Source organism: Phytohabitans sp. LJ34 (assembly GCF_052068095.1).
Lineage (GTDB): Bacteria > Actinomycetota > Actinomycetes > Mycobacteriales > Micromonosporaceae > Phytohabitans.
The window spans coordinates 65,222-84,920 of record NZ_JBQHDG010000007.1 but is presented as its reverse complement, the minus strand read 5'-3'; the positions used below and the strand labels follow the sequence as shown (position 1 = coordinate 84,920).

Annotated in this window: 11 protein-coding genes; 8 read left to right on the top strand and 3 right to left on the bottom strand. The window is 68.1% G+C overall.

Features of this window, described 5'->3' with window-relative positions; all coding sequences use genetic code 11:
• Positions 1-112: 112 nt before the first annotated feature.
• Positions 113-1,618: a non-reducing end alpha-L-arabinofuranosidase family hydrolase gene (locus ACTMTJ_RS14595; RefSeq protein WP_441216921.1), complete on the top strand. Its 1,506-nt coding sequence runs from the start codon at positions 113-115 to the stop codon at positions 1,616-1,618.
• Between the two features lie 88 nt (positions 1,619-1,706).
• On the top strand, positions 1,707-3,149 hold the full coding sequence (locus ACTMTJ_RS14590; RefSeq protein ID WP_441216920.1) for an RICIN domain-containing protein: 1,443 nt from the start codon (positions 1,707-1,709) through the stop codon (positions 3,147-3,149).
• Position 3,150: 1 nt separating this feature from the next.
• Here ACTMTJ_RS14590 and ACTMTJ_RS14585 read toward each other — a convergent pair whose 3' ends face one another.
• Positions 3,151-3,846 carry a FadR/GntR family transcriptional regulator gene (locus ACTMTJ_RS14585; protein WP_441216919.1) on the bottom strand — a complete coding sequence of 232 codons (696 nt, stop codon included), beginning with the start codon at positions 3,844-3,846 and terminating at the stop codon, positions 3,151-3,153.
• Positions 3,847-4,050: 204 nt separating this feature from the next.
• On the opposite strand from ACTMTJ_RS14585, the gene ACTMTJ_RS14580 reads away from it, so the two are divergent.
• From ACTMTJ_RS14580 to ACTMTJ_RS14565, 4 genes are read left to right on the top strand one after another with little or no spacing between them, the layout of a single operon-like run.
• A complete protein-coding gene (locus ACTMTJ_RS14580) occupies positions 4,051-5,370 on the top strand; it encodes an enolase C-terminal domain-like protein (protein WP_441216918.1) in 1,320 nt (439 codons plus the stop codon).
• 8 nt (positions 5,371-5,378) lie between these two features.
• Positions 5,379-6,446: a sugar ABC transporter substrate-binding protein gene (locus ACTMTJ_RS14575; protein ID WP_441216917.1), complete on the top strand. Its 1,068-nt coding sequence runs from the start codon at positions 5,379-5,381 to the stop codon at positions 6,444-6,446.
• Positions 6,447-6,469: 23 nt separating this feature from the next.
• Positions 6,470-8,002 carry a sugar ABC transporter ATP-binding protein gene (locus tag ACTMTJ_RS14570; RefSeq protein WP_441216916.1) on the top strand — a complete coding sequence of 511 codons (1,533 nt, stop codon included), beginning with the start codon at positions 6,470-6,472 and terminating at the stop codon, positions 8,000-8,002.
• Positions 7,995-9,038: an ABC transporter permease gene (locus ACTMTJ_RS14565; RefSeq protein ID WP_441216915.1), complete on the top strand. Its 1,044-nt coding sequence runs from the start codon at positions 7,995-7,997 to the stop codon at positions 9,036-9,038. The genes ACTMTJ_RS14570 and ACTMTJ_RS14565 overlap by 8 nt, the downstream gene beginning before the upstream one ends.
• Before the next feature lie 52 nt (positions 9,039-9,090).
• Here ACTMTJ_RS14565 and ACTMTJ_RS14560 read toward each other — a convergent pair whose 3' ends face one another.
• Together ACTMTJ_RS14560 and ACTMTJ_RS14555 are read right to left on the bottom strand one after the other, a co-directional pair.
• Entirely contained in the window at positions 9,091-11,787 is a 2,697-nt protein-coding gene (locus ACTMTJ_RS14560; protein WP_441216914.1) for an RICIN domain-containing protein, read from the bottom strand.
• Between the two features lie 48 nt (positions 11,788-11,835).
• Positions 11,836-14,718, bottom strand: a complete 2,883-nt coding sequence (locus ACTMTJ_RS14555; RefSeq protein WP_441216913.1) for a glycosyl hydrolase family 95 catalytic domain-containing protein — start codon at positions 14,716-14,718, stop codon at positions 11,836-11,838.
• A gap of 323 nt (positions 14,719-15,041) precedes the next feature.
• Here ACTMTJ_RS14555 and ACTMTJ_RS14550 point away from each other — a divergent pair, with 323 nt between their 5' ends.
• A complete protein-coding gene (locus tag ACTMTJ_RS14550) occupies positions 15,042-16,844 on the top strand; it encodes a family 43 glycosylhydrolase (RefSeq protein ID WP_441216912.1) in 1,803 nt (600 codons plus the stop codon).
• A 25-nt stretch (positions 16,845-16,869) separates the two neighbouring features.
• On the top strand, positions 16,870-19,689 hold the full coding sequence (locus ACTMTJ_RS14545; protein ID WP_441216911.1) for a glycosyl hydrolase family 95 catalytic domain-containing protein: 2,820 nt from the start codon (positions 16,870-16,872) through the stop codon (positions 19,687-19,689).
• Positions 19,690-19,699 lie beyond the last annotated feature (10 nt).

Here is a 19,699-nt window from a genome sequence, read left to right as displayed (position 1 = left end):
TAATTCCACCTGCTCACCGGGGGACGCGGAGGGCCGGCGCGGAGAGGGCAAACTCCGCGCCGGCCCAGCGGCTATCGCAACGGTCTGGGTTTGATCGAAAAGGAGTGAAGCCATGTCGGATGTGTCGGCGCGCACCGTGAGGTGGCGTCGTGTGTTGGCCGCCGCGGCCGCCGCGGTGGTCGTGGGTGGTGCGCTGGTCACGGTCGTCGCCACGTCGGCGTCTGCGGCCACAGTGGACACCACGGCCTGGTACGTGCTGGTAAACCGAAACAGCGGTAAGGCCGTGGACGTCAACGGCGCCGCTACCACCGACGGTGCGCGGATCATTCAGTGGTCGCGTCATGACCAAGCCAACCAGCAGTGGCAGTTCGTGGACAGTGGTGGCGGCTACTACCGGATCAGGTCGCGACACTCGGGCAAGGTGCTGGACGTCTCCAACGTCTCCACCGCGGACGGTGCCGCGATCGTGCAATGGTCCGACCACAACGGGGCGAACCAGCAGTTTCGGCTGGCCGACTCGGACGGCGGCTACGTCCGGTTGATCAACCGGAACAGCAACAAGGCGGTCGAGGTGCAGGGTGCCGCGACCAACGACGGCGGCAACGTGGTGCAGTACACCGACGTGGGTGGCAGCAACCAGCAGTGGCAACTCGTCCGCATCGGCGGGACGCCGACCACCCCGCCGACGTCGCCGCCACCGACCGGCACGTGCTCACTTCCGTCGAGGTACAGCTGGTCGTCGACGGGTCCGTTGGCGAACCCGAAGTCGGGGTGGGTGTCGTTGAAGGACTTCACCTATGCTCCGTACAACGGGCGGCATCTTGTCTACGCGACCACGCACGATTTCGGTACGTCGTGGGGTTCGATGAACTTCAGTCTCTTCTCCGACTGGTCGCAGATGGCCTCGGCGAGCCAGAACACGATGTCGTCGGGCACCGTCGCGCCGTCGCTGTTCTACTTCGCCCCCAGAAACATCTGGGTGCTGGCCTACCAGTGGGGTGGGACCGCGTTCTCCTACCGCACGTCCAGCGATCCGACCAATCCGAATGGCTGGTCGTCGCAGCAGGTGCTGTCCACGGCGAGCATCTCCAACTCCAACACCGGGCCGATCGACCAGGCGCTGATCGGTGACAGCAGCAACATGTACCTGTTCTTCGCCGGCGACAACGGCCGGATCTACCGGGCCAGCATGCCGATCGGGAACTTCCCGGGCAGTTTCGGCAACCAGGCTACGGTGATCATGACGGACAGTACCAACAACCTGTTCGAGGCGGTCCAGGTTTACAAGATCCAGGGGCAGAACCTGTATCTGATGATCGTCGAGGCGATCGGTGCGCAGGGCCGTTACTTCCGTTCGTTCACCTCGACAAGTCTGGGTGGGACGTGGACGCCGCAGGCGGCCAGTGAGAGCAACCCGTTCGCGGGTAAGGCCAACAGCGGCGCGACGTGGACCAACGACATCAGTCACGGCGAGCTGATCCGTAGCAACGCCGACCAGACGATGACCGTCGACCCGTGCAACCTGCAACTGCTCTACCAGGGTCGTTCGCCCAGCTCCGACGGCACCGAATACGGCCTGCTGCCCTACCGACCCGGTCTTTTGACCCTGCAACGCTAAACACTTACCGACGGCGGGCTCGGCCTTGCGCCGAGCCCGCCTCGCTCTGGTCCGGCTCCACCGTGATGCCCCATGGAAAGGAACGGCTATGCCCCGCCCCCACCTCCGGCGCCACCTCGCCCGCGCCTTGGCTGTTGTTGCCGCGGTGCCCGTCGCGGTGCTCGGCGGTGCGTCGCCGGCTCCGGCCGACACCTCCCAGTTTCGAGGTGTCAACTGGGCCCGACTGGGTGACAACTTCCACGGCGGTCCACTGGTGCTGTACGGACTGAGTAGCTCCGACAGCTACGCGACGGTCGTGGCCAAGGCCAACGCGATCTACACCGGCTTTCAGAACAACCTCGACGCCAACACCGTCCGGTTGCCGATCAACACGTACACCGTCGGTACGAACTGGTGGAACGCGTACACCGGTGCGATCGACGCGGCCACGGACAAGGGTTTCAAGGTCGTGCTGTCCTATTGGGACGACGGGGTGGCCGCCAGCGGCGGCCGCATCGTCAACCCGACCGCGTTCGACACGATGTGGAACACCGTGGTCGCAAGGTACGGCACCAACAACCTTGTCTACTTCGAGCCGATGAACGAGCCGGGCGGGCACAGCGCCAGCGACTGGGCGAACGTGGTCAGCAACTGGATCAGCGCGCGCCCGTCGATCCCACGAAACCGGATCTTCGTCAGCGGCGCCGGCCTGAACACCGACATCAAGTCGATGTGCGCCGACCGCCGCCTCGACGGGACCTTCCTGTCGCTGCACCACTACACGTTCTTCAGCGGTGCCAAGAACTACGACCAGTGGGTGGCCTTCCTGCGGGACGCGATCGGCTCCTGCGCCGACCGCACCGTGATCGACGAGTTCGGCGCACCGATGGACACCGGACTCGACTACAACGACGCCGCCAGCGGCGACAACTTCGTGCGCTACTTCCGCGCGACCACCACGATCCTGCGCGAGCTTCGGATGGGCTCGATCTACTGGCCGGGTCTCGGCGGCAAGGTGACCGCCGGCCAGGCCGACGACTGGTACGCCATGCAGAAGCTGCACGGCACCGGTGCCAACCTCACGCTCAGCACCCCCAACGCCAGCGGTCTCGAACGGCTCAAGTACGGCTGGGGCCTGGGCGACGGCGGTGGCGATCCGGCCCCGGCCAAACTGCTGCGCAACGTCGGCACCGCGCGCTGCCTGGACATCCCCGGTGCCACCACCACCAACACCCAGGTCCAGGTGTCCACCTGCGGTAGCACGGCCGCGCAGCGGTGGACGCCGACGACCGGAGGACAGCTCACCGCGCTCGGCGGCCAGAAGTGCCTGGACGCCTACAACCGGGGGACCGCGAACGGCACGGTGGTCGGCACGTACGCCTGCAACGGCGGCGACAACCAGCGATGGACGATCGGCGCCGACGGCACCGTCCGGAGTGTCCAATCAGGCCTTTGCCTGGACGTGAACACCAGCACCTTCAAGGTCCAGCTCTGGACCTGCTGGGGCGGTGACAACCAGAAATGGCAGGTGTCGAACGCCGCGGTGGCATAGCTCAGGGTCCGTCCGGATTTTCGCGATGGTGGGCGCGCAGCCAGTTCTCGGTGGTGGTGATGTGCATCAGGGCGGCCGCCTGCGCCTGGATGGCGTCGCCCGCCGCCAGCGCCATGTAGATCGCCTCGTGTTCGCGAAGGGTGCGGTCGGCGGCGTCCGCGTCGACAAGGCCGCGCCACACCCGTGCCCGCAAGGTCCGGCTGGAGATCCCTTCCAGGACCGTCGACAGGGTCTCGTTGCCGGTGGCGGCGACCACCGCGCGGTGGAAGGCGGCGTCGTGCTGGTTGAGCAGCTCGACGTCGTCGGCCGCGGCGCGCATCGCCTCCAGGTGGCCCTTTACCTCGGCGAGCTGCCGGGGTGAGATGCGGGTGGCGGCCAGGCCGGTGGCGGCGCTCTCGAACAGGCGGCGCACCTCGGTGAGCTCGAGCATCGTCTCGCCGCGCAGCAGCTCGACCGCGCCGCTGATGCCTTCGAGGAGGACGCGTGGCTCGAGGCTGGTGACGAAGGTGCCGTTGCCCCGCCGGACCTCCAGCACCCTGGCGGCCACCAACGCGCGCACGGCCTCGCGCATGATGTTTCGTCCGACGCCCAGCTCCGAGGCGAGCTGCTGCTCCGGGGGCAGCTTCGAGCCCGGCGGGAGCTCACCGGACTGGATCATCTCCCGGAGGCGTGTCATCGCCTTGTCGGTCAGCGACATTCGTGGGTCCTTCGGACTGGGCCCCGCACGTTAGCAGCCAGCTGGACGGGGTGAGGTACGCGGTCCAAACGCTAGCAGGTGATCCCATGTCTCGGCACCTTACGTATCGTAGCGATCACCCATTGATGAGCTTGCTGATACGAAATCCCAGCTAGATCGCCTGTCTCTAGACGTACGCCTTGCCGGCGGCTATAAAGACATCCCATGGCGCACGGTGGATTAATCGTCGCGGTGGACGCGATCGACGTCCGGTTCCCGACCTCCCGCGAGTTGGACGGGTCGGATGCGATGAACCCGGAGCCGGACTACTCCGCCGCGTACGTGGCGATCCGGACGAGCGGCGGCGAGGAGGGGTTCGGGCTCGCGTTCACGGTCGGGCGCGGCAACGACGTCCAGGTCGCCGCGATCCGTGCGCTGGCGCCGCTGGTGGTGGGGCTGCCGGTCGCCGACGTCCTGGGCGACCTGCGCGGGTTCTCCGAGCGGCTGACCGGTGACAGCCAGCTGCGCTGGCTCGGTCCACACAAAGGCGCCATCCACATGGCCGCCGGCGCGATCGTGAACGCGGCCTGGGACCTGTACGCCCGGCGGGAGGGCAAGCCGTTGTGGCGGTTGCTGGCCGAGATGCCGCCAGCCCAACTCGTCGGCCTCGTCGACTTCCGGTACCTGCGCGACGCGCTCACCCCGGAGGAGGCGCTGGACATCCTTCGCCGGGCGGCACCCGGGCGGGAGCAGCGGCAGAAGGAGCTGCTCGCGCGCGGCTACCCGGCGTACACGACCACGCCCGGCTGGCTGGGCTACACCGACGAGAAGCTGGTCCGGTTGGCCAGGGAGGCGGTGGCCGACGGGTTCGGCTTGATAAAGCTCAAGGTCGGCGCCGACAACGACGTCGACATCCGGCGGGTGGCCCTGGCCCGGGAGGCGGTGGGTGCCGGCACCCGGATCGCGATCGACGCCAACCAGGCGTGGGGCGTCGAGCAGGCGATCGCCTGGCTGAGGTCACTGGCACCGTACGACCCGTACTGGATCGAGGAGCCGACCTCACCCGACGACATCCTCGGCCACGCCGCCATCCGCCGAGCCGTGATGCCGATCAAGGTGGCCACCGGCGAGCACTGCCACAACCAGGTCATGTTCAAGCAACTGCTCCAAGCCGGCGCGATCGACGTCCTGCAACTGGACGCCACGCGTGTCGCCGGTGTGAACGAGAACATCGCGATCCTCCTCCTGGCCGCCAAGTTCGGCGTGCCGGTCTGCCCGCACGCCGGGGGTGTCGGCCTGTGCGAGATGGTGCAGCACCTGGCGATGTTCGACTACGTGGCGGTCAGCGGCAGCACCGAAGGCCGGGTCATCGAGTACGTCGACCACCTGCACCAGCACTTCGCCGATCCGGTCGTCATCCGGGAGGGGCACTACGTGGCGCCCGAGGCTCCCGGCATCGGAGCGCGGATGCACCCGGAGTCGGTCGCCGCGTACACGTTTCCCGACGGTCCGCAGTGGAGTCATGTCCGGGCACCTTCCACATAGGAGTATCAATGAACCTGAGAGGCATCGCCGCGACAGCAGCAGTCCTGACGTCCGCCGCCGCGTTGCTCAGCGCATGCGGCGGCGACGATTCGACGAGCGGGGACGGTGGCACCAAACCGGTGGTCGTCGGCGTCGACTACCCGCGGTCGGACACCGACTTCTGGAACTCGTACATCAAGTACACGCCCCAGTTCGCCGGCGAGCTCGGGCTCGACCTGAAGACCACCAACTCGCAGAACGACGTGGCGAAGCTGACCTCCAACGTGCAGTCGTTCATCAGCCAGGGCGTCAAGGGCATCGCGATGGCACCGCAGGACACCGCCGCGATCGCCCCGGCGTTGCAGTCGCTCGCCGCCAAGAAGATCCCGGTCGTGACCATCGACACCCGGCCCGACTCCGGTGAGGTCTTCATGGTGGTGCGCGCCGACAACCGCGCCTACGGCGAGAAGGCCTGCCAGTTCCTCGGCACCAAGCTCAAGGGAGCCGGCAAGGTCGTGATGCTCCAGGGCGACCTGGCCTCGATCAACGGCCGCGACCGCACCGAGGCGTTCAACGACTGCATGAAGAAGAACTACCCCGGCATCACGGTCTTCGGGGAGGCGACCAACTGGGACGGCGCGCTCGCCTCGCAGAAGCTCCAGATCCGCCTCACCGAGCACCCGGACATCAAGGGCGTCTACATGCAGTCGAGCTTCGCCCTGGCCGGCACGCTCCAACTGCTCAAGCAGCGCGGTCTGCTCACCGCGCCGGACGACCCGAAGCACGTCTTCGTGGTCTCCAACGACGGCATCCCCAAGGAGCTCCAGGACATCGCCGCCGGCAACATCGACGCCACCGTCTCCCAGCCCGCCGACCTCTACGCCAAGTACGCCCTCTTCTACGTCAAGGCGGCCATCGAGGGCAAGACCTTCCAGCCCGGCCCCACCGACCACGACAGCACGATCATCCAGGTGCGCGACGGGGTGCTCGAGGACCAGCTCTCCGCCCCGCTGGTCACCGCGGACGGCGGCAGCTACGGCGGCGTGACGAGCCTCAAGCCGGATGACAAGTCCCTGTGGGGCAACAACATCGGCTGATCGGCGAGGGAGAAGACACCGAGATGAACGACAGCGACGGCGGGCGGGTCCGTGCGGATCCGCCCGCCGTGGAGGCCATCGACATCACCAAGCGGTACGGCTCGACCGTGGCACTCGACCAGGCGCACATCCGTGTGCTGCCGGGGGAGACACACGCCCTCGTCGGCCGCAACGGCGCCGGCAAGTCCACTCTCGTGTCGATCCTGACCGGACTCCAGGCGCCCGACACCGGGCAGGTCCTCTTCGCCGGCGCGGCGGCACCCCGGCTGTCCGACCGGGACGCGTGGCGGCGACACGTGGCCTGCGTCTACCAGAAGTCCACCATCATCCCGCAGCTGACCGTGGCCGAAAACCTGATGCTCAACCGGTACGACCGGGGCCGTAGCGGGCTGATCAGCTGGCGCTCGCTGCGCCAGCGCGCGCGGGATCTGCTGGCCGTCTGGTCGGTCGATGTGGACGTCGACGCCAAGGCAAAGGACCTGAGCGTCGAGCAGCGCCAGTTCGTGGAGATCGCTCGGGCGCTGTCGTTCGGCGCCAGGTTCATCATCCTCGACGAACCGACCGCGCAGCTCGACGCCGCCGCGATCGCCCGGCTCTTCGGCCACATCCGCGACCTGCAAACGCAGGGCGTCACCTTCCTGTTCATCAGCCACCACCTACAGGAGGTCTACGAGATCTGCGACATGGTGACGGTCTTCCGCGACGCCCGGCACGTGGTCACCGCGCCGGTCGCCGACCTCCCGCGCGGCGAGCTGGTCGCCGCGATGACCGGCGAGGCCACCGCGCTCGACGTTCCCCGCTCGCGCACCGCGCCGGCGGGCGAGGCGGGCGTGGTCCTGGACGTGGCCGGACTGCGGCTGGACGGCCTGTTCGAGGACATCACGTTCCAGGTGGGTGCCGGAGAGATCGTCGGGTTGGCGGGCGCCGGCGGCAGCGGCAAGACCGAGGTGGCCGAGGCCATCGTCGGGCTCCGTGCCCCGGACGCCGGCGCGATCATCGTCGACGGCCGCACGCCACGTGCCGGCCATGTCGGCGCCGCGCTCGCCTGTGGTGTCGGCTTCGTGCCCCAGGACCGCCATCATCAAGGCCTGGTAGCGGGCATGTCGGTCGCGGACAACACCACCATGACCATCCCGGAACGGCTCGGGACGGCCGGATTCCTCAGCACCCGCCGCCGCGACGCCATCGCCGGCACGCTGATCGACGCCCTGGCCATCAAGACCCCGGGGCCGGACCTGCCGGTCTCCGGACTCTCCGGCGGCAACCAGCAGAAGGTCGTCATGGCTCGCGCCCTCGCCAACGACCCCAAGGTGCTCGTGCTCATCACGCCCACCGCGGGCGTGGACGTGCGGTCCAAGGAGTTCCTCCTCGACAAGATCGACGAGGTGGCGACCGCCGGCACCGGCGCGATCGTCGCCTCCGACGAGCTCGACGACCTACGTATCTGCGATCGCGTCCTGGTGATGTTCCAGGGCCGGATCGTCGCCGAAATGCCAAGCGGCTGGCGCGACCACGACCTCGTGGCCGCGATGGAAGGACTGACCGTCGATGCCTAAGACCATGACCGCGGCGAGCGCCGCCGACGGCTCCGCGGTGGCCGCCGGACCGCCACCTCGCCGGCCGGTCGGAAAGCTCGCCATCGCGCGACTCCGGGACCTGGCCCTGGTGCCGGCGATCGCACTCATCGCCGTCGTCGGTCAGATCGTCAACCCGGTCTTCCTCCAGCCCGACAACCTCATCAACATCGCCCAGACCATGTCGGAGATCGCGCTGCTCGTGCTGGCGCAGACCGTCGTCCTGGTCGCCGGCAAGATGGACCTGTCACTGGAATCCACGTTCGGCCTCGCCCCAGGAGTCGCGGCCTGGATGACCGTCGCGGTCGGCGCCGGGCACGGCACCGGCCTGCTGCCGGGCGCCTGGGCCATCCCGATCACGCTGGCCGTGGGCGCCCTCGTCGGCGTCGCCAACGCCGCGCTGATCGTCCGGTTCGGACTCCACGGGTTCATCGTGACGCTCGGCATGCTCATCGTCCTACGTGGACTGCTGACCGGGATCTCCGGCGGCCAGACGTTCTTCAACCTGCCCGAGTCGATGATGTACCTGGGCACCGCGGTATGGCTCGGTGTCCCCGCGTCGATCTGGATCTGCGTCGTCCTGTTCGCCGGCGGCATCGTGCTGCTCGGCTACACCGGCTTCGGCCGCTCCCTGTACGCGATCGGCGGCAACGTCGACGCGGCGAAGGCGGCCGGCATCCGCACCGACCGCGTGCTGTGGATCGCCTTGACCGGCGCCAGCGTCCTCGCCGCGCTCGGCGGTCTGATGCTCTCCGGCCGGCTCGCCTCCGTCGCCGCCTCCCAAGGCAACGGCGCCATCTTCACCGTCTTCGCCGCCGCCGTCATCGGGGGCGTCAGCCTCAACGGCGGCAGGGGCACCATGTTCGGCGCCTTCACCGGCATCCTGCTGCTCTTCATGATCCAAAACGTGCTGACCCTGGCCGGCGTACCGGCACAGTGGATCGGCGCGCTCAACGGAGCCATCATCCTCATCGCCCTGGTCGTCTCCCGCATCACCGGCGGCAAAGCCCAGGAATAGGCGCCCCGTGCCGGGGACGGCGGTGACCGCCGTCCCCGGCCTGTGTGGTCGGTCAGTTGCGAAGGCTCCACTGCTGGTTCGCGCCGCCGTTGCAGGACCAAAGGATGATCCTCGTACCGTTGGCGGAAGCGGCGCCGTTGGCGTCCATGCACAGTCCGGATTGGACGTTCGTGACGGTGCCGTTGGCGTTGAGGTTCCACTGCTGGTTGAGCCCGCCGTGGCAGTCCCAGATGATGACGGCGGTGCCGTTGGCCGTCCCGGAGCCGGACGCGTCCAGGCACTTGTTGCCGTACACGGTCAGCTGCTTGGTGGCGGTGTGTGTCCACCGCTGGTTCGTGCCCGCGGCGCAGTCCCACAGCTGCATCTGAGTGCCGTTGGCGGTGGCGGAGTTGGGCACGTCGACGCAGCGGCCGGACTGGCCGCCCACGAGTTGGCCGCCCTGCTGGCTGCCGCCGCTCTGCTGCCTGACGATCGACTTGGACTCGGCGGATCGGTTGCCCTGGGCGTCGAGGACGTAGAGCCGGTACTCGCCCTGCGTCGTCGGTACGGCGATGGACGTGGCCGTGCCGCTCGCCCTCGTCATCGTCGGGCCGGCGGCGAAGGTGGTGGTGCCGGCGGGAGCCAACCAGATCGTCCTGCTCGCGTCGCCGGTGCTACGGACCGGAATCGACGCGCTGGCGCCGCTGACAAACGTGCTGGCCGGCAGCACGTAGTCCGGCACGGAAAGGTTGCTCGGCGGGATGACGTCGCGGAACGCGTCCTCCAGCCCCGAGCTCACCGCGATGGCGTATGCCGCCGCCGGCCAGACGTAGTCGGAGGAGACGAGGATGTCGTGGATGGTGCTGTTCGGCAGGTTCTTGTTGGAGACCTTGTTGATGGGCCCGTAGATCTGCGTGATGCTCAGGTCGTGCTTGCGCCCGAAGTCGTCGGAGTTGATGAGCCAGGTGACGTTCTTGTCCACGCTCAGCACGTTGTCGCGGAAGGTCATGTACGCCGAGCCCTCGTCCGGGTGAAGTCCGTACTTGTGGCCGGCCGGGACGCCTTGGAGATAGTTGCTGTGCACCGTGGTCCCGGGCTGGCTGCCCAGCGTGTAGATCGGGGCGGTGTCGCTGAGGCGTTGCACCGTGTCGATGATGTGGTTGTGGCTGATGGTGTTGTTTCTCGCCGTCGTGGTCGGCCTGTTGGGCGCGATCGAGCCGGACGACCCGTCGAAGTTCCACCAGCCCCAGCCGAGCGTGATGCCCGACCACGGCGTCTTCTCGATCCGGTTGCGCTGGATCGTGAGTGTGTCGGCGAAGTACGCCGAGATGGGGCTGTGCCCGTTGAACAGCACGGCGCTGTCGTAGAGGTAGTTGTTCTTGATCTCGATGTTCTTCGGCAGCCCTTCGACCTGAGCCGGGTACTTCTCGCGGTTGGTGGCCGTGTGGTCTCCGATGTAGACGTGCTGCGGATGACCCACGGTGATCGCCGATCCGGCGATGTCGTTGGTGAAGTTTCCGATCAGCTGGGTGCCCTGCACGTCGTTGACCATGTTTATGCCGTCGGCGCCGGTGTGCTGGATCCGGTTGCGCTGGAAGACCAGCCCGTCGGCGTTTTCGACCTGGATGATGCCGGGGGTGACGTCGACGTTCCGGTAGTAGTAGACGTGGAAGTTGCCCTTCGCGTACGCGAGAGCGCCGAGGTTGCCCTGCTGCGCCTGCTTGAACGCGGAGCCGGCTACGTTGAACAGGTTCCAGTCGGAGTGCTGCACCGTCAGGCCCGACACCGTGATGTTGCGGGCGTGGCCGCTCGTCGAGGTGCCGGCGATCTTTAGCACGGTCGACACGTTGTTCGGCGCGACGACCGCCGCGGTCGCCATGTTTTCCGCGCTGGCCTTGTAGTAGTACAGCGTCCGGCTGGTCTTGTCGAAGTAGAACTCGCCCGGCGTGTCCAGGAACTCGTAGGCGTTCATGACCTTGTGGCTGCCGCCGACCTGGGCGTTGCCGTTGAAGGCGCCCTGGGCGATGGCCGCGCCCGGTTGCTGGAACAGCGCTACCCGGCTGGCGCCGTCGGCTGTGGTCGTCACCTGGCGGACTCCCACGATGGCCGTGGTCCAGGTGGTACCCGTTTCGATCTCGATGTCGTCCTGGTTGCGGGGGATGGCGGGAAAGTCGGAGAGGCTGTATCTGGCGCCTTCGCACTGCGATCCGGACTCCCAGGCCCACGCGGCTTGGCCGGCCGTGACGTTGTACGTCCCGTGGCAGCCCGCCGAGTTGATCGTCTTCGAGGCCATAAACGCCCGCTTGCCGTTGACGTAGAGCGTGCGCAGCTTGTTGGCGCGGTCGAGCGGTGCCTTCCAGATGTTGCCGCTGTGCTGGGTCCATCCGGTCACCGGGACGCCGCCGTCGAGGACCGGCGTCTCGTTGGCGTGGGCGGCGTACACCACCCGGTAGCCGTTGGTGCCGGAGTCACTTGGCCCGAGCTCGATCGTGCTGCTGACCGGATACGTCCCGCCGCGAAGATACACCTGGATGTCGCCGGTCATGTTCGCGTTGATCGTGCGGACGGCGTCTCGCGCGCGTTGCAGGGTCTTGAACGGCGACGCCATCGTGCCCGCGTTGGTGTCGTTGCCGTCCGGAGCGACGTAGTAGGTCGCCTGGACCGCGGCCGAGGCGGGCGTTTGGTGGGTCGCCGTGGCCGTCAAGGCGACGGCGGCGAGCACCGCGACCGCCACCAGCGACCGTGCAGCGGTGGAAACGGCTGCGTTCACGTACGGTTCCTTTCACTTCTGCGCGGCCGGGTGGATGTTTGCGAGGGGTTAGACAGCGACGAGTTGCCACTGCTGGTTGGTGCCGCCGGCGGCGGCCCACTGGATCACTTGAGCGCCGTCGTCGAGCGATCCGCCGGACACGTCGGCGACGTGTCCACTGCGGACGTTGACCAGGCGGTGGTAGCCGTCGCCGGTAGCGACAAGCCGCCACCACTGGTGGGTGCCGGCGGTGTCGGACCACTGGTCGAGCTGGGTGCCCTGTGCGGTCGAGCCGCCGGGGCTTTCGAGCACCTTGCCGCTGCCGCGGCTGACCAGCCTGAACGACTGGTCGGCGTTGGGCTCCAAGCGCCATTGCTGGTTGGTGGCGCCGGTCCACGACCACTGGATTATCTTGGCGCCGTTGGCGGTGGAGGCGCCGGAGACGTCGAGTACCTTTCCGCTGCGCCGGTTTACCAGGCGGTGATAGCCGGCGGGCAGTTGCCGGTCGGGCAGCTCCACGGTGATCTGCGCCTGTTGCCCAGCGGTCAGCGAAACCACGCGGGCGTGCGCGCCCAGCGGGGAGGAGGCGACCGTCGCGGTGGTGGAGATGGAGGTCATCCCGCGGCGGCTGATGAGCGTGATGTTCTGGGTGATCGCCGAGGTGAGCGCCACGCTCGCGGTGCGGGCGGTCAGGTCCCAGGTGAGGTTGTCGACGCGGACCCGGTTGCGGCCGAGTACGCCGGTGATGCCGCCCTTGGCGAGTTGGTCGGGCAGGGCGGGCAGCAGCTCGATGATGCCGGGTCTGGTGTTGACGAGTGCTTCGCCGAGCACGCCCGGCAGCGCGTTGGCCGCGTCGGCGTTGTAGATGTCGAGGTTGGGGTTGTGTGAGGTCATCAGTGACCTGAAGACCATGTCGTTGCCGAGGATCTTGCGAAGGTTGCCGTAGACGAGGTTGCCGTCCTTCAGCCGGGCGGCCGCCAGGGCCCGGTGCAGGCTGCCGTGTGCGGAGACGTTCTCGTCGCCGCGCAGCGCCAGCGCCCGCAGCGAGGCGGCGACGAGAGCGGGCTCGTCCTCCGGATTGATCTCGTGCAACGGCCAGACCCCGTACAAATGGTGGACGTGGCGGTGGTTGTAGCGGTCGGTCAGCCCGGGCCAGGACCATTCGGCGAGGGCACCGTCACCGTTGACGGTGTAGGGCGGCAGCTTGCCCAGAAGCGCGGTCCAGCGTTGGACGCCTTGGCCGCTGCCCTGTTCGAGGCCGAGGGCGTTGGCGGCGTCGATGGCGGCCTGCAGGGCGTGCTTGCCGGCCTGGATGTCGCCGGTGGCGTTGACGGCCAGATGGACGCCGGTGCTGGCCGGTGAGTTCTCCATCGAGAACGACGGCACGAACACCACGTCGCCGCTCGAGTCGGTGCGGGTAAGGAAGTCCTCGTAGAACAACGCCAGCTCCATCAGGGCGGGGCCGAGCTTGTCCCTGAGGAAGGCCTGGTCGCCGGTGACCTGGTAGTACTCCAGCAGCGGGTAGACCAGCCAGTCGGCGCCACCGGTCCAGCAGTGGCCCGGAAAGCCTCCGTCGAAGTGCAGCATGTGGCCGTACTCGCCGTCGGTGCGGGACGGGGCGAGGAAACCGCGGGCGCCGTACAGGTTTCGCGCGTTGGTGCGCCAATGGGCGAGCTGGCCCAGGATCAGGTCGAAGTAGCCCCGCATGGCGTCCGTGAGGTCGAGGATGTTGCCGCCGGCGACCTGGAGGTTGACGTTGGCGTCGGTGGTGAAGTCGTCGGCCCAGGCGGCGTTCCACGACCCGGTCCAGATTCCCGTCAGCCGCGGCGGCAGGACCCCGCTGGAGCTGATGAACAGATAGCGGCCGGAGTCGTACAGCCGCTCCAACAGGGCGACGTCGATGACGTTGCGGTTGGCGTTCTGCCGGGCGATCAGTTCGCCGGTCGGCAGCTGCCGGTCGGCGGCGGAGACGTTCAGGTCGAGGCGGGAACGGTCGTACATGGCGGAATGCACCGTGACGTGCCGGCCACGCAGCCAGGAGTAGTCGGCACTCAGCGCGGCCAGCGTGGCGTGCAGTGGTTTGGCGTCCCAGGCGGTGGAGGACTCGTACCGGTCGAGCTTGGTCAGCAGCACGAGCTTGGCCGCGCCGGCGACGACGATTGTCGTTCCGTTCGCGGTGGCCGTGCCTCCGGTCGGCACGACCCGGGTGACACCCTCGTAGCCAAACGCACCCTGTCCGGACGGGTACGTGCCGCGCAGGTTCAGGTAGCCCGAACCGTTGTCGACCGCGGCGAGGGCGGCGAAACGGACCGAGCCGGGGACGCCGCTGAGCGCCGGGTTGACGCTCAGCGTGGCGGCGATCGTCCGGCCCGGCGCGGGGGTGAGTTCGTGGACGATCACCTTGTCGGCCCGGGAGACGAAGGCGCGCCGGGTCCAGGTGCCGCTGGCGTCGGTCCAGGCGGTGATGACCTCGCCGGTACGGAAGTCGGTGATCCGGACGTAGTCGTTGACGGTGGTCACGCCCGGGGTGCTGATTTGCACTTCGTAACCGGGGTGGAAGGTCTGGGTCCAGCGCAAGCTCCAGCCGGAGGTGAAGTCGCTCCTCGCGCCGTTGTAGTCACCGGCCAGCGCCTTGTCGCGGACACCGGCGAGCCGGCCCGAGATGACCGGCGGGGACACGTTTCGGGTGCCGTTGGGCAGGACGAAGCGATGGTGGCTGAAGATCACCTTCTCTAGCGCCGGCGCACCGTAGAGCACCGCGCCGTATTCGCCGTTGCCGCTCAGGAAACCGTGAGTCCAGTCCGTCGCGGGGGCGGTGTCGTAGATGCCCCGGTCGGGGAGCGTGACCTGAGGAGGGACCGCGGCGGCGGCCGGTCGGGCCGCCATCGCCGAGGGCAGGGCGGCGGCGCCGGCGGTCAGCGCCGCGGCCGTGACGAATCGCCTACGGCCCATCGGTAGATCCATCGAGCTCCTTGCCGAGGTCGTGACGTTTGACGAAAGGCGTGCTCGTAGGTGGTCGTCGATGTTAGCGCTCACATTGTAGGTCTTGATCCGGGTGAACGCGAGGCAATCATCAGATCAATGTTGGGCCTGTTCGCCATCCAGGCCGCACTGCCACGGAAACGTTGACATTCATCAGATCATTGGCCTACTGTCCGCACTGACAGCCCTCGATGGAAGGCATGGTGGCTGAGCCGGCGCCGTGCGCACCGGGCGATCGTGGGCAGGGTCGTCGGGCGAGAGCGTGCCGCGTGGCGTCGATCCCATACCTGCGTATGCGTCACATCGGGCCGGATACGCCGACCGCGTGCCGGCCACACTCCCGAGGGAGCGCCGTGAGAAAGACACTTTCGTTCCTCCACGCCGCGACATTCAAGCGCGCCCTGGCGGCGGCCGTCGGTTTGCTGTGTGTCGGGGTGCTGTCCGCCGTGGCGTTGCCCGCCCGGGCGGACAACCCGATCGTGCAGACCATCTACACGGCCGACCCGGCGCCCTTGGTGCACAACGGCCGCGTCTACCTGTACACCGGTCACGACGAGGACGGGTCGACGTACTTCACCATGCGGGAGTGGCGGGTGTGGTCGTCGGCCGACATGGTGAACTGGACCGACCACGGCTCGCCGATGAGCCTTTCCACGTTCGCGTGGGCGTCGGCGGACGCGTGGGCGGGACACACGATCCAGCGCAACGGCAAGTTCTACTGGTACGTGCCGGTGAAGCAGCGGTCCAACGGCTCCATGGCGATCGGGGTCGGCGTTTCGGACAGCCCGACCGGGCCGTTTCGGGACGCGATCGGTCGACCGTTGGTGGGCAACGGCGAGATCGATCCGAACGTGTTCATCGACGACGACGGCCAGGCCTACTTGTACTGGGGCAATCCGCGGCTGTGGTACGTGCGGCTGAACAGCGACATGATCTCGTACTCCGGCGCGCCGACGCAGATCCCGTTGACCACGGCCGGCTTCGGTGCCAGGTCGGGCAACCCCAGCCGGCCGACGCTGTACGAGGAGGGGCCGTGGGTCTACAAGCGCGGCGGCCTCTACTACATGATTTTCGCGGCCGAGTGCTGCGGTGAGTTCATCGCCTACTCCACCGCCCCCGGCCCGACCGGTCCGTGGACCTACCGCGGGACGATCATGCCGCGCCAGGGCAGCAGCTTTACCAACCACCCCGGGATCGTGGACTTCAACGGCGGCTCGTACTTCTTCTACCACAACGGCGCCCTGCCCGGCGGTGGCGGATACACCCGCTCGGTGGCCGTCGAGAAGTTCACCTACAACGCCAACGGCACCATCCCCACCATCAACATGACCACCGCCGGTCCGCCGCAGATCGGCACGTTGAACCCGTACGTGCGGCAGGAAGCCGAGACGATCGCCTGGGAAGCCGGTGTGGAGACCGAACCGGCCAGCGAAGGCGGGATGAACGTCGCCCACATCAGCAACGGCGACTACATCAAGGTCAAGGGCGTGGCGTTCGGCAGCGGCGCCACGTCGTTCAACGCCCGGGTCGCCTCCGCCACCAGCGGCGGCCGCATCGAGCTGCGCCTGGACGGCACAAGCGGTCCGGTCGTGGGCACCTGCGGCGTGTCGGGGACGGGCGGCTGGCAGACCTGGACCACAGTCACCTGCCCGGTCGGCGGCGCCACCGGCACCCACGATCTCTACCTGCGCTTCACCGGCGGCGGTGGCGACCTGTTCAACCTCAACTGGTGGCAGTTCAACACGGGCGACCCGACCACCCCGCCCCCGACGACGCCGCCTCCCTCCAGCCCGCCGCCGAGCGGTGCGTGCGCCGCGACCTACCGCACCACCAGCTCGTGGTCCGGCGGGTTCCAGGGCGACGTCACGGTGACCGCCGGATCCTCCGCCATCGACGGCTGGACGGTGCGCTGGACTCTCGCCAGTGGACAGACGATCAGCCAGGTCTGGAACGGAACTCTCACCACCAGTGGCTCCACCGCGACCGTTCGAAATGTCGCCTGGAACGGCTCGCTCGGCGAGGGAGCCTCGACGTCGTTCGGCTTCACCGCCGGCGGTACGTCATCGATGCCCTCACTCACCTGCACCAGCCCTTGACGATCGCGCCGCGGGAGAAATCACCATGTCTGAAGTGACTCGAAGGAAGCTTCTCGGGGTCGGGGCGGCCGGTGCCGGTGCCGCGCTGTTGCCGGCGGGTTGGTCGGCGGTGGCGAAGGCCGACTCGGTGGCGCCGCCGCAGGTGTTGGCCGCCAACGACCTGGCGCTCTGGTACGACGAGTCGGCGGGAACGGATTGGTTGCGGGCGTTGCCGATCGGTAACGGCCGGCTAGGCGCCATGGTGTTCGGCAACGTCGACACCGAACGCCTTCAGCTCAACGAGGACACCGTGTGGGCCGGTGGCCCGTACGACTCGGCCAACACCCGTGGCGCGGCCAATCTGGCGGAGATTCGGCGGCGGGTGTTCGCCGATCAGTGGACGCAGGCGCAGGATCTGATCAACCAGACGATGCTGGGCAGCCCGGTGGGGCAGTTGGCCTACCAGCCGGTCGGAAACCTGCGGCTGGCCTTCGGCAGCGCCAGCGGCGCGTCGCAGTACAACCGGACCCTCGACCTGACCACCGCCACAGCTATCACCACGTATGTGTTGAACGGGGTGCGGTTTCAGCGGGAGGTGTTCGCCAGTGCGCCGGATCAGGTGATCGTGGTCCGGTTGACCGCGGATCGGGCCAACGCGATCACGTTCACCGCGACGTTCGACAGTCCACAGCGGACCACCGTATCGAGCCCTGATGGTGCGACGATCGGCCTGGACGGGGTCTCCGGAAGCATGGAGGGCATCACCGGGCAGGTCCGTTTCCTGGCCCTGGCCAATGCCGTCGCGACCGGCGGCACGGTCACCAGCTCCGGTGGCACCCTGCGGGTGAACGGCGCCACGAGCGTCACCGTGCTGGTGTCGATCGGTTCCAGTTATGTCAACTACCGCACCGTCAACGGTGACTACCAGGGCATCGCCCGCGGTCGGTTGAACGCGGCCCGCACGGTCGCCTTCGACCAGTTGCGTAGCCGGCATGTGGCGGACTACCAGGCCCTGTTCGGCCGGGTGTCGATCGACCTGGGGCGGACCGCCGCGGCGGACCAGACCACGGATGTGCGGATCGCCCAGCACGCCAGCAGCAACGATCCGCAGTTTTCGGCGTTGCTGTTCCAGTACGGCCGCTACCTGCTGATCTGCTCGTCCCGGCCGGGCAGCCAACCAGCCAATCTCCAGGGCATCTGGAACGACCAGATGGCGCCGTCGTGGGACTCGAAGTACACGATCAACGCGAACCTGCCGATGAACTACTGGCCGGCCGACAGCACCAACCTGGCCGAGTGCTACCTGCCGGTCTTCGACATGATCAAAGACTTGACGGTGACCGGTGCCCGGGTCGCGCAAGCCCAGTACGGGGCCGGTGGTTGGGTCACCCACCACAACACCGACGCCTGGCGCGGCGCCTCGGTCGTCGACGGTGCGGTGTGGGGGATGTGGCAGACCGGCGGTGCCTGGCTGGCCACGATGATCTGGGACCACTACCTGTTCACCGGCGACGTCGAGTTCCTGCGCGCGAACTACCCGGCGATGAAAGGCGCGGCGCAGTTCTTCCTCGACACGCTCGTCGCCCACCCCACGCTCGGCTACCTGGTCACCAACCCGTCGAACTCGCCGGAGCTGCCGCACCACAGCAACGCCAGCGTGTGTGCCGGGCCGACGATGGACAACCAGATCCTGCGTGACCTGTTCAACGGCTGTGCCCGAGCGGCGGAGATCCTTGGCGTGGACGCGACTTTCCGCACTCAGGTGTTGACCGCCCGGGATCGGTTGCCACCGACCCGGGTCGGGTCGCGGGGCAATATCCAGGAGTGGCTGGCCGACTGGGTGGAGACCGAACGCACCCACCGGCACGTCTCGCACCTGTACGGGTTGCATCCCAGTAACCAGATCACCAGGCGAGGGACGCCGCAGCTGCACACCGCCGCCCGGCAGACCCTGGAGCTGCGTGGCGACGACGGCACCGGCTGGTCGCTGGCCTGGAAAATCAACTACTGGGCCCGGCTGGAGGACGCCGCCCGTGCGCACAAGCTCCTGCGTGACCTGGTGCGCACCGATCGGCTGGCGCCGAACATGTTCGACCTGCACCCGCCTTTCCAGATCGACGGCAACTTCGGCGCCACCTCCGGCATCGCCGAGATGCTCCTGCACAGCCACAACAACGAGCTGCACCTGCTGCCCGCCCTGCCCTCCGCCTGGCCCACCGGCAGCGTCAGCGGCCTCCGCGGGCGCGGCGGATACACCGTCGGCATGGCGTGGACCAGTGGCCAGGCCGACGAGCTCGTCGTCCGGGCCGACCGCGACGGCACCGTCAAACTGCGTGCGCGGCTGTTCACCGGCAGCTTCACCCTCGTCGACGCCACCGACGGCACCACACCGGCCACCACGCGACCCGAGACCGACGTCGTCCAGCTCGCCGTCCGGGCGGGACACACCTACCGGGCGGCGCGGCCGGGCGTGACACCGTCACCGACCTTGAGCGCCACCGCGTCGGTGAGCCCGACTGCCTCGATATCCCCGACCACGAGCCCGCCCAGCTCGCCCCCGCCCTCCGGCGCACGGGCGGTGTACGCCGTGAAGGGCTCCTGGCAGGGCGGCTTCCAGGGCGAGGTGACCGTGACCGCCGGCTCGGTGCCCATCCAGGGCTGGACCGTCTCCTGGACGTTCCCCAGTGGACAGGTCATCAACCAGATCTGGAGCGGTACGCACACGCAGAGCGGCGCGAACGTGACCGTGTCCAATGTGGCCTACAACGGCGCGCTCCCCGCCGGTGGCTCCACCACGTTCGGGTTCGTCGCCTCCACGAGCGGGGCGAACAACCCTCCGACCAACGTCACCTGTACGACCACATGAAGGAGGTGCG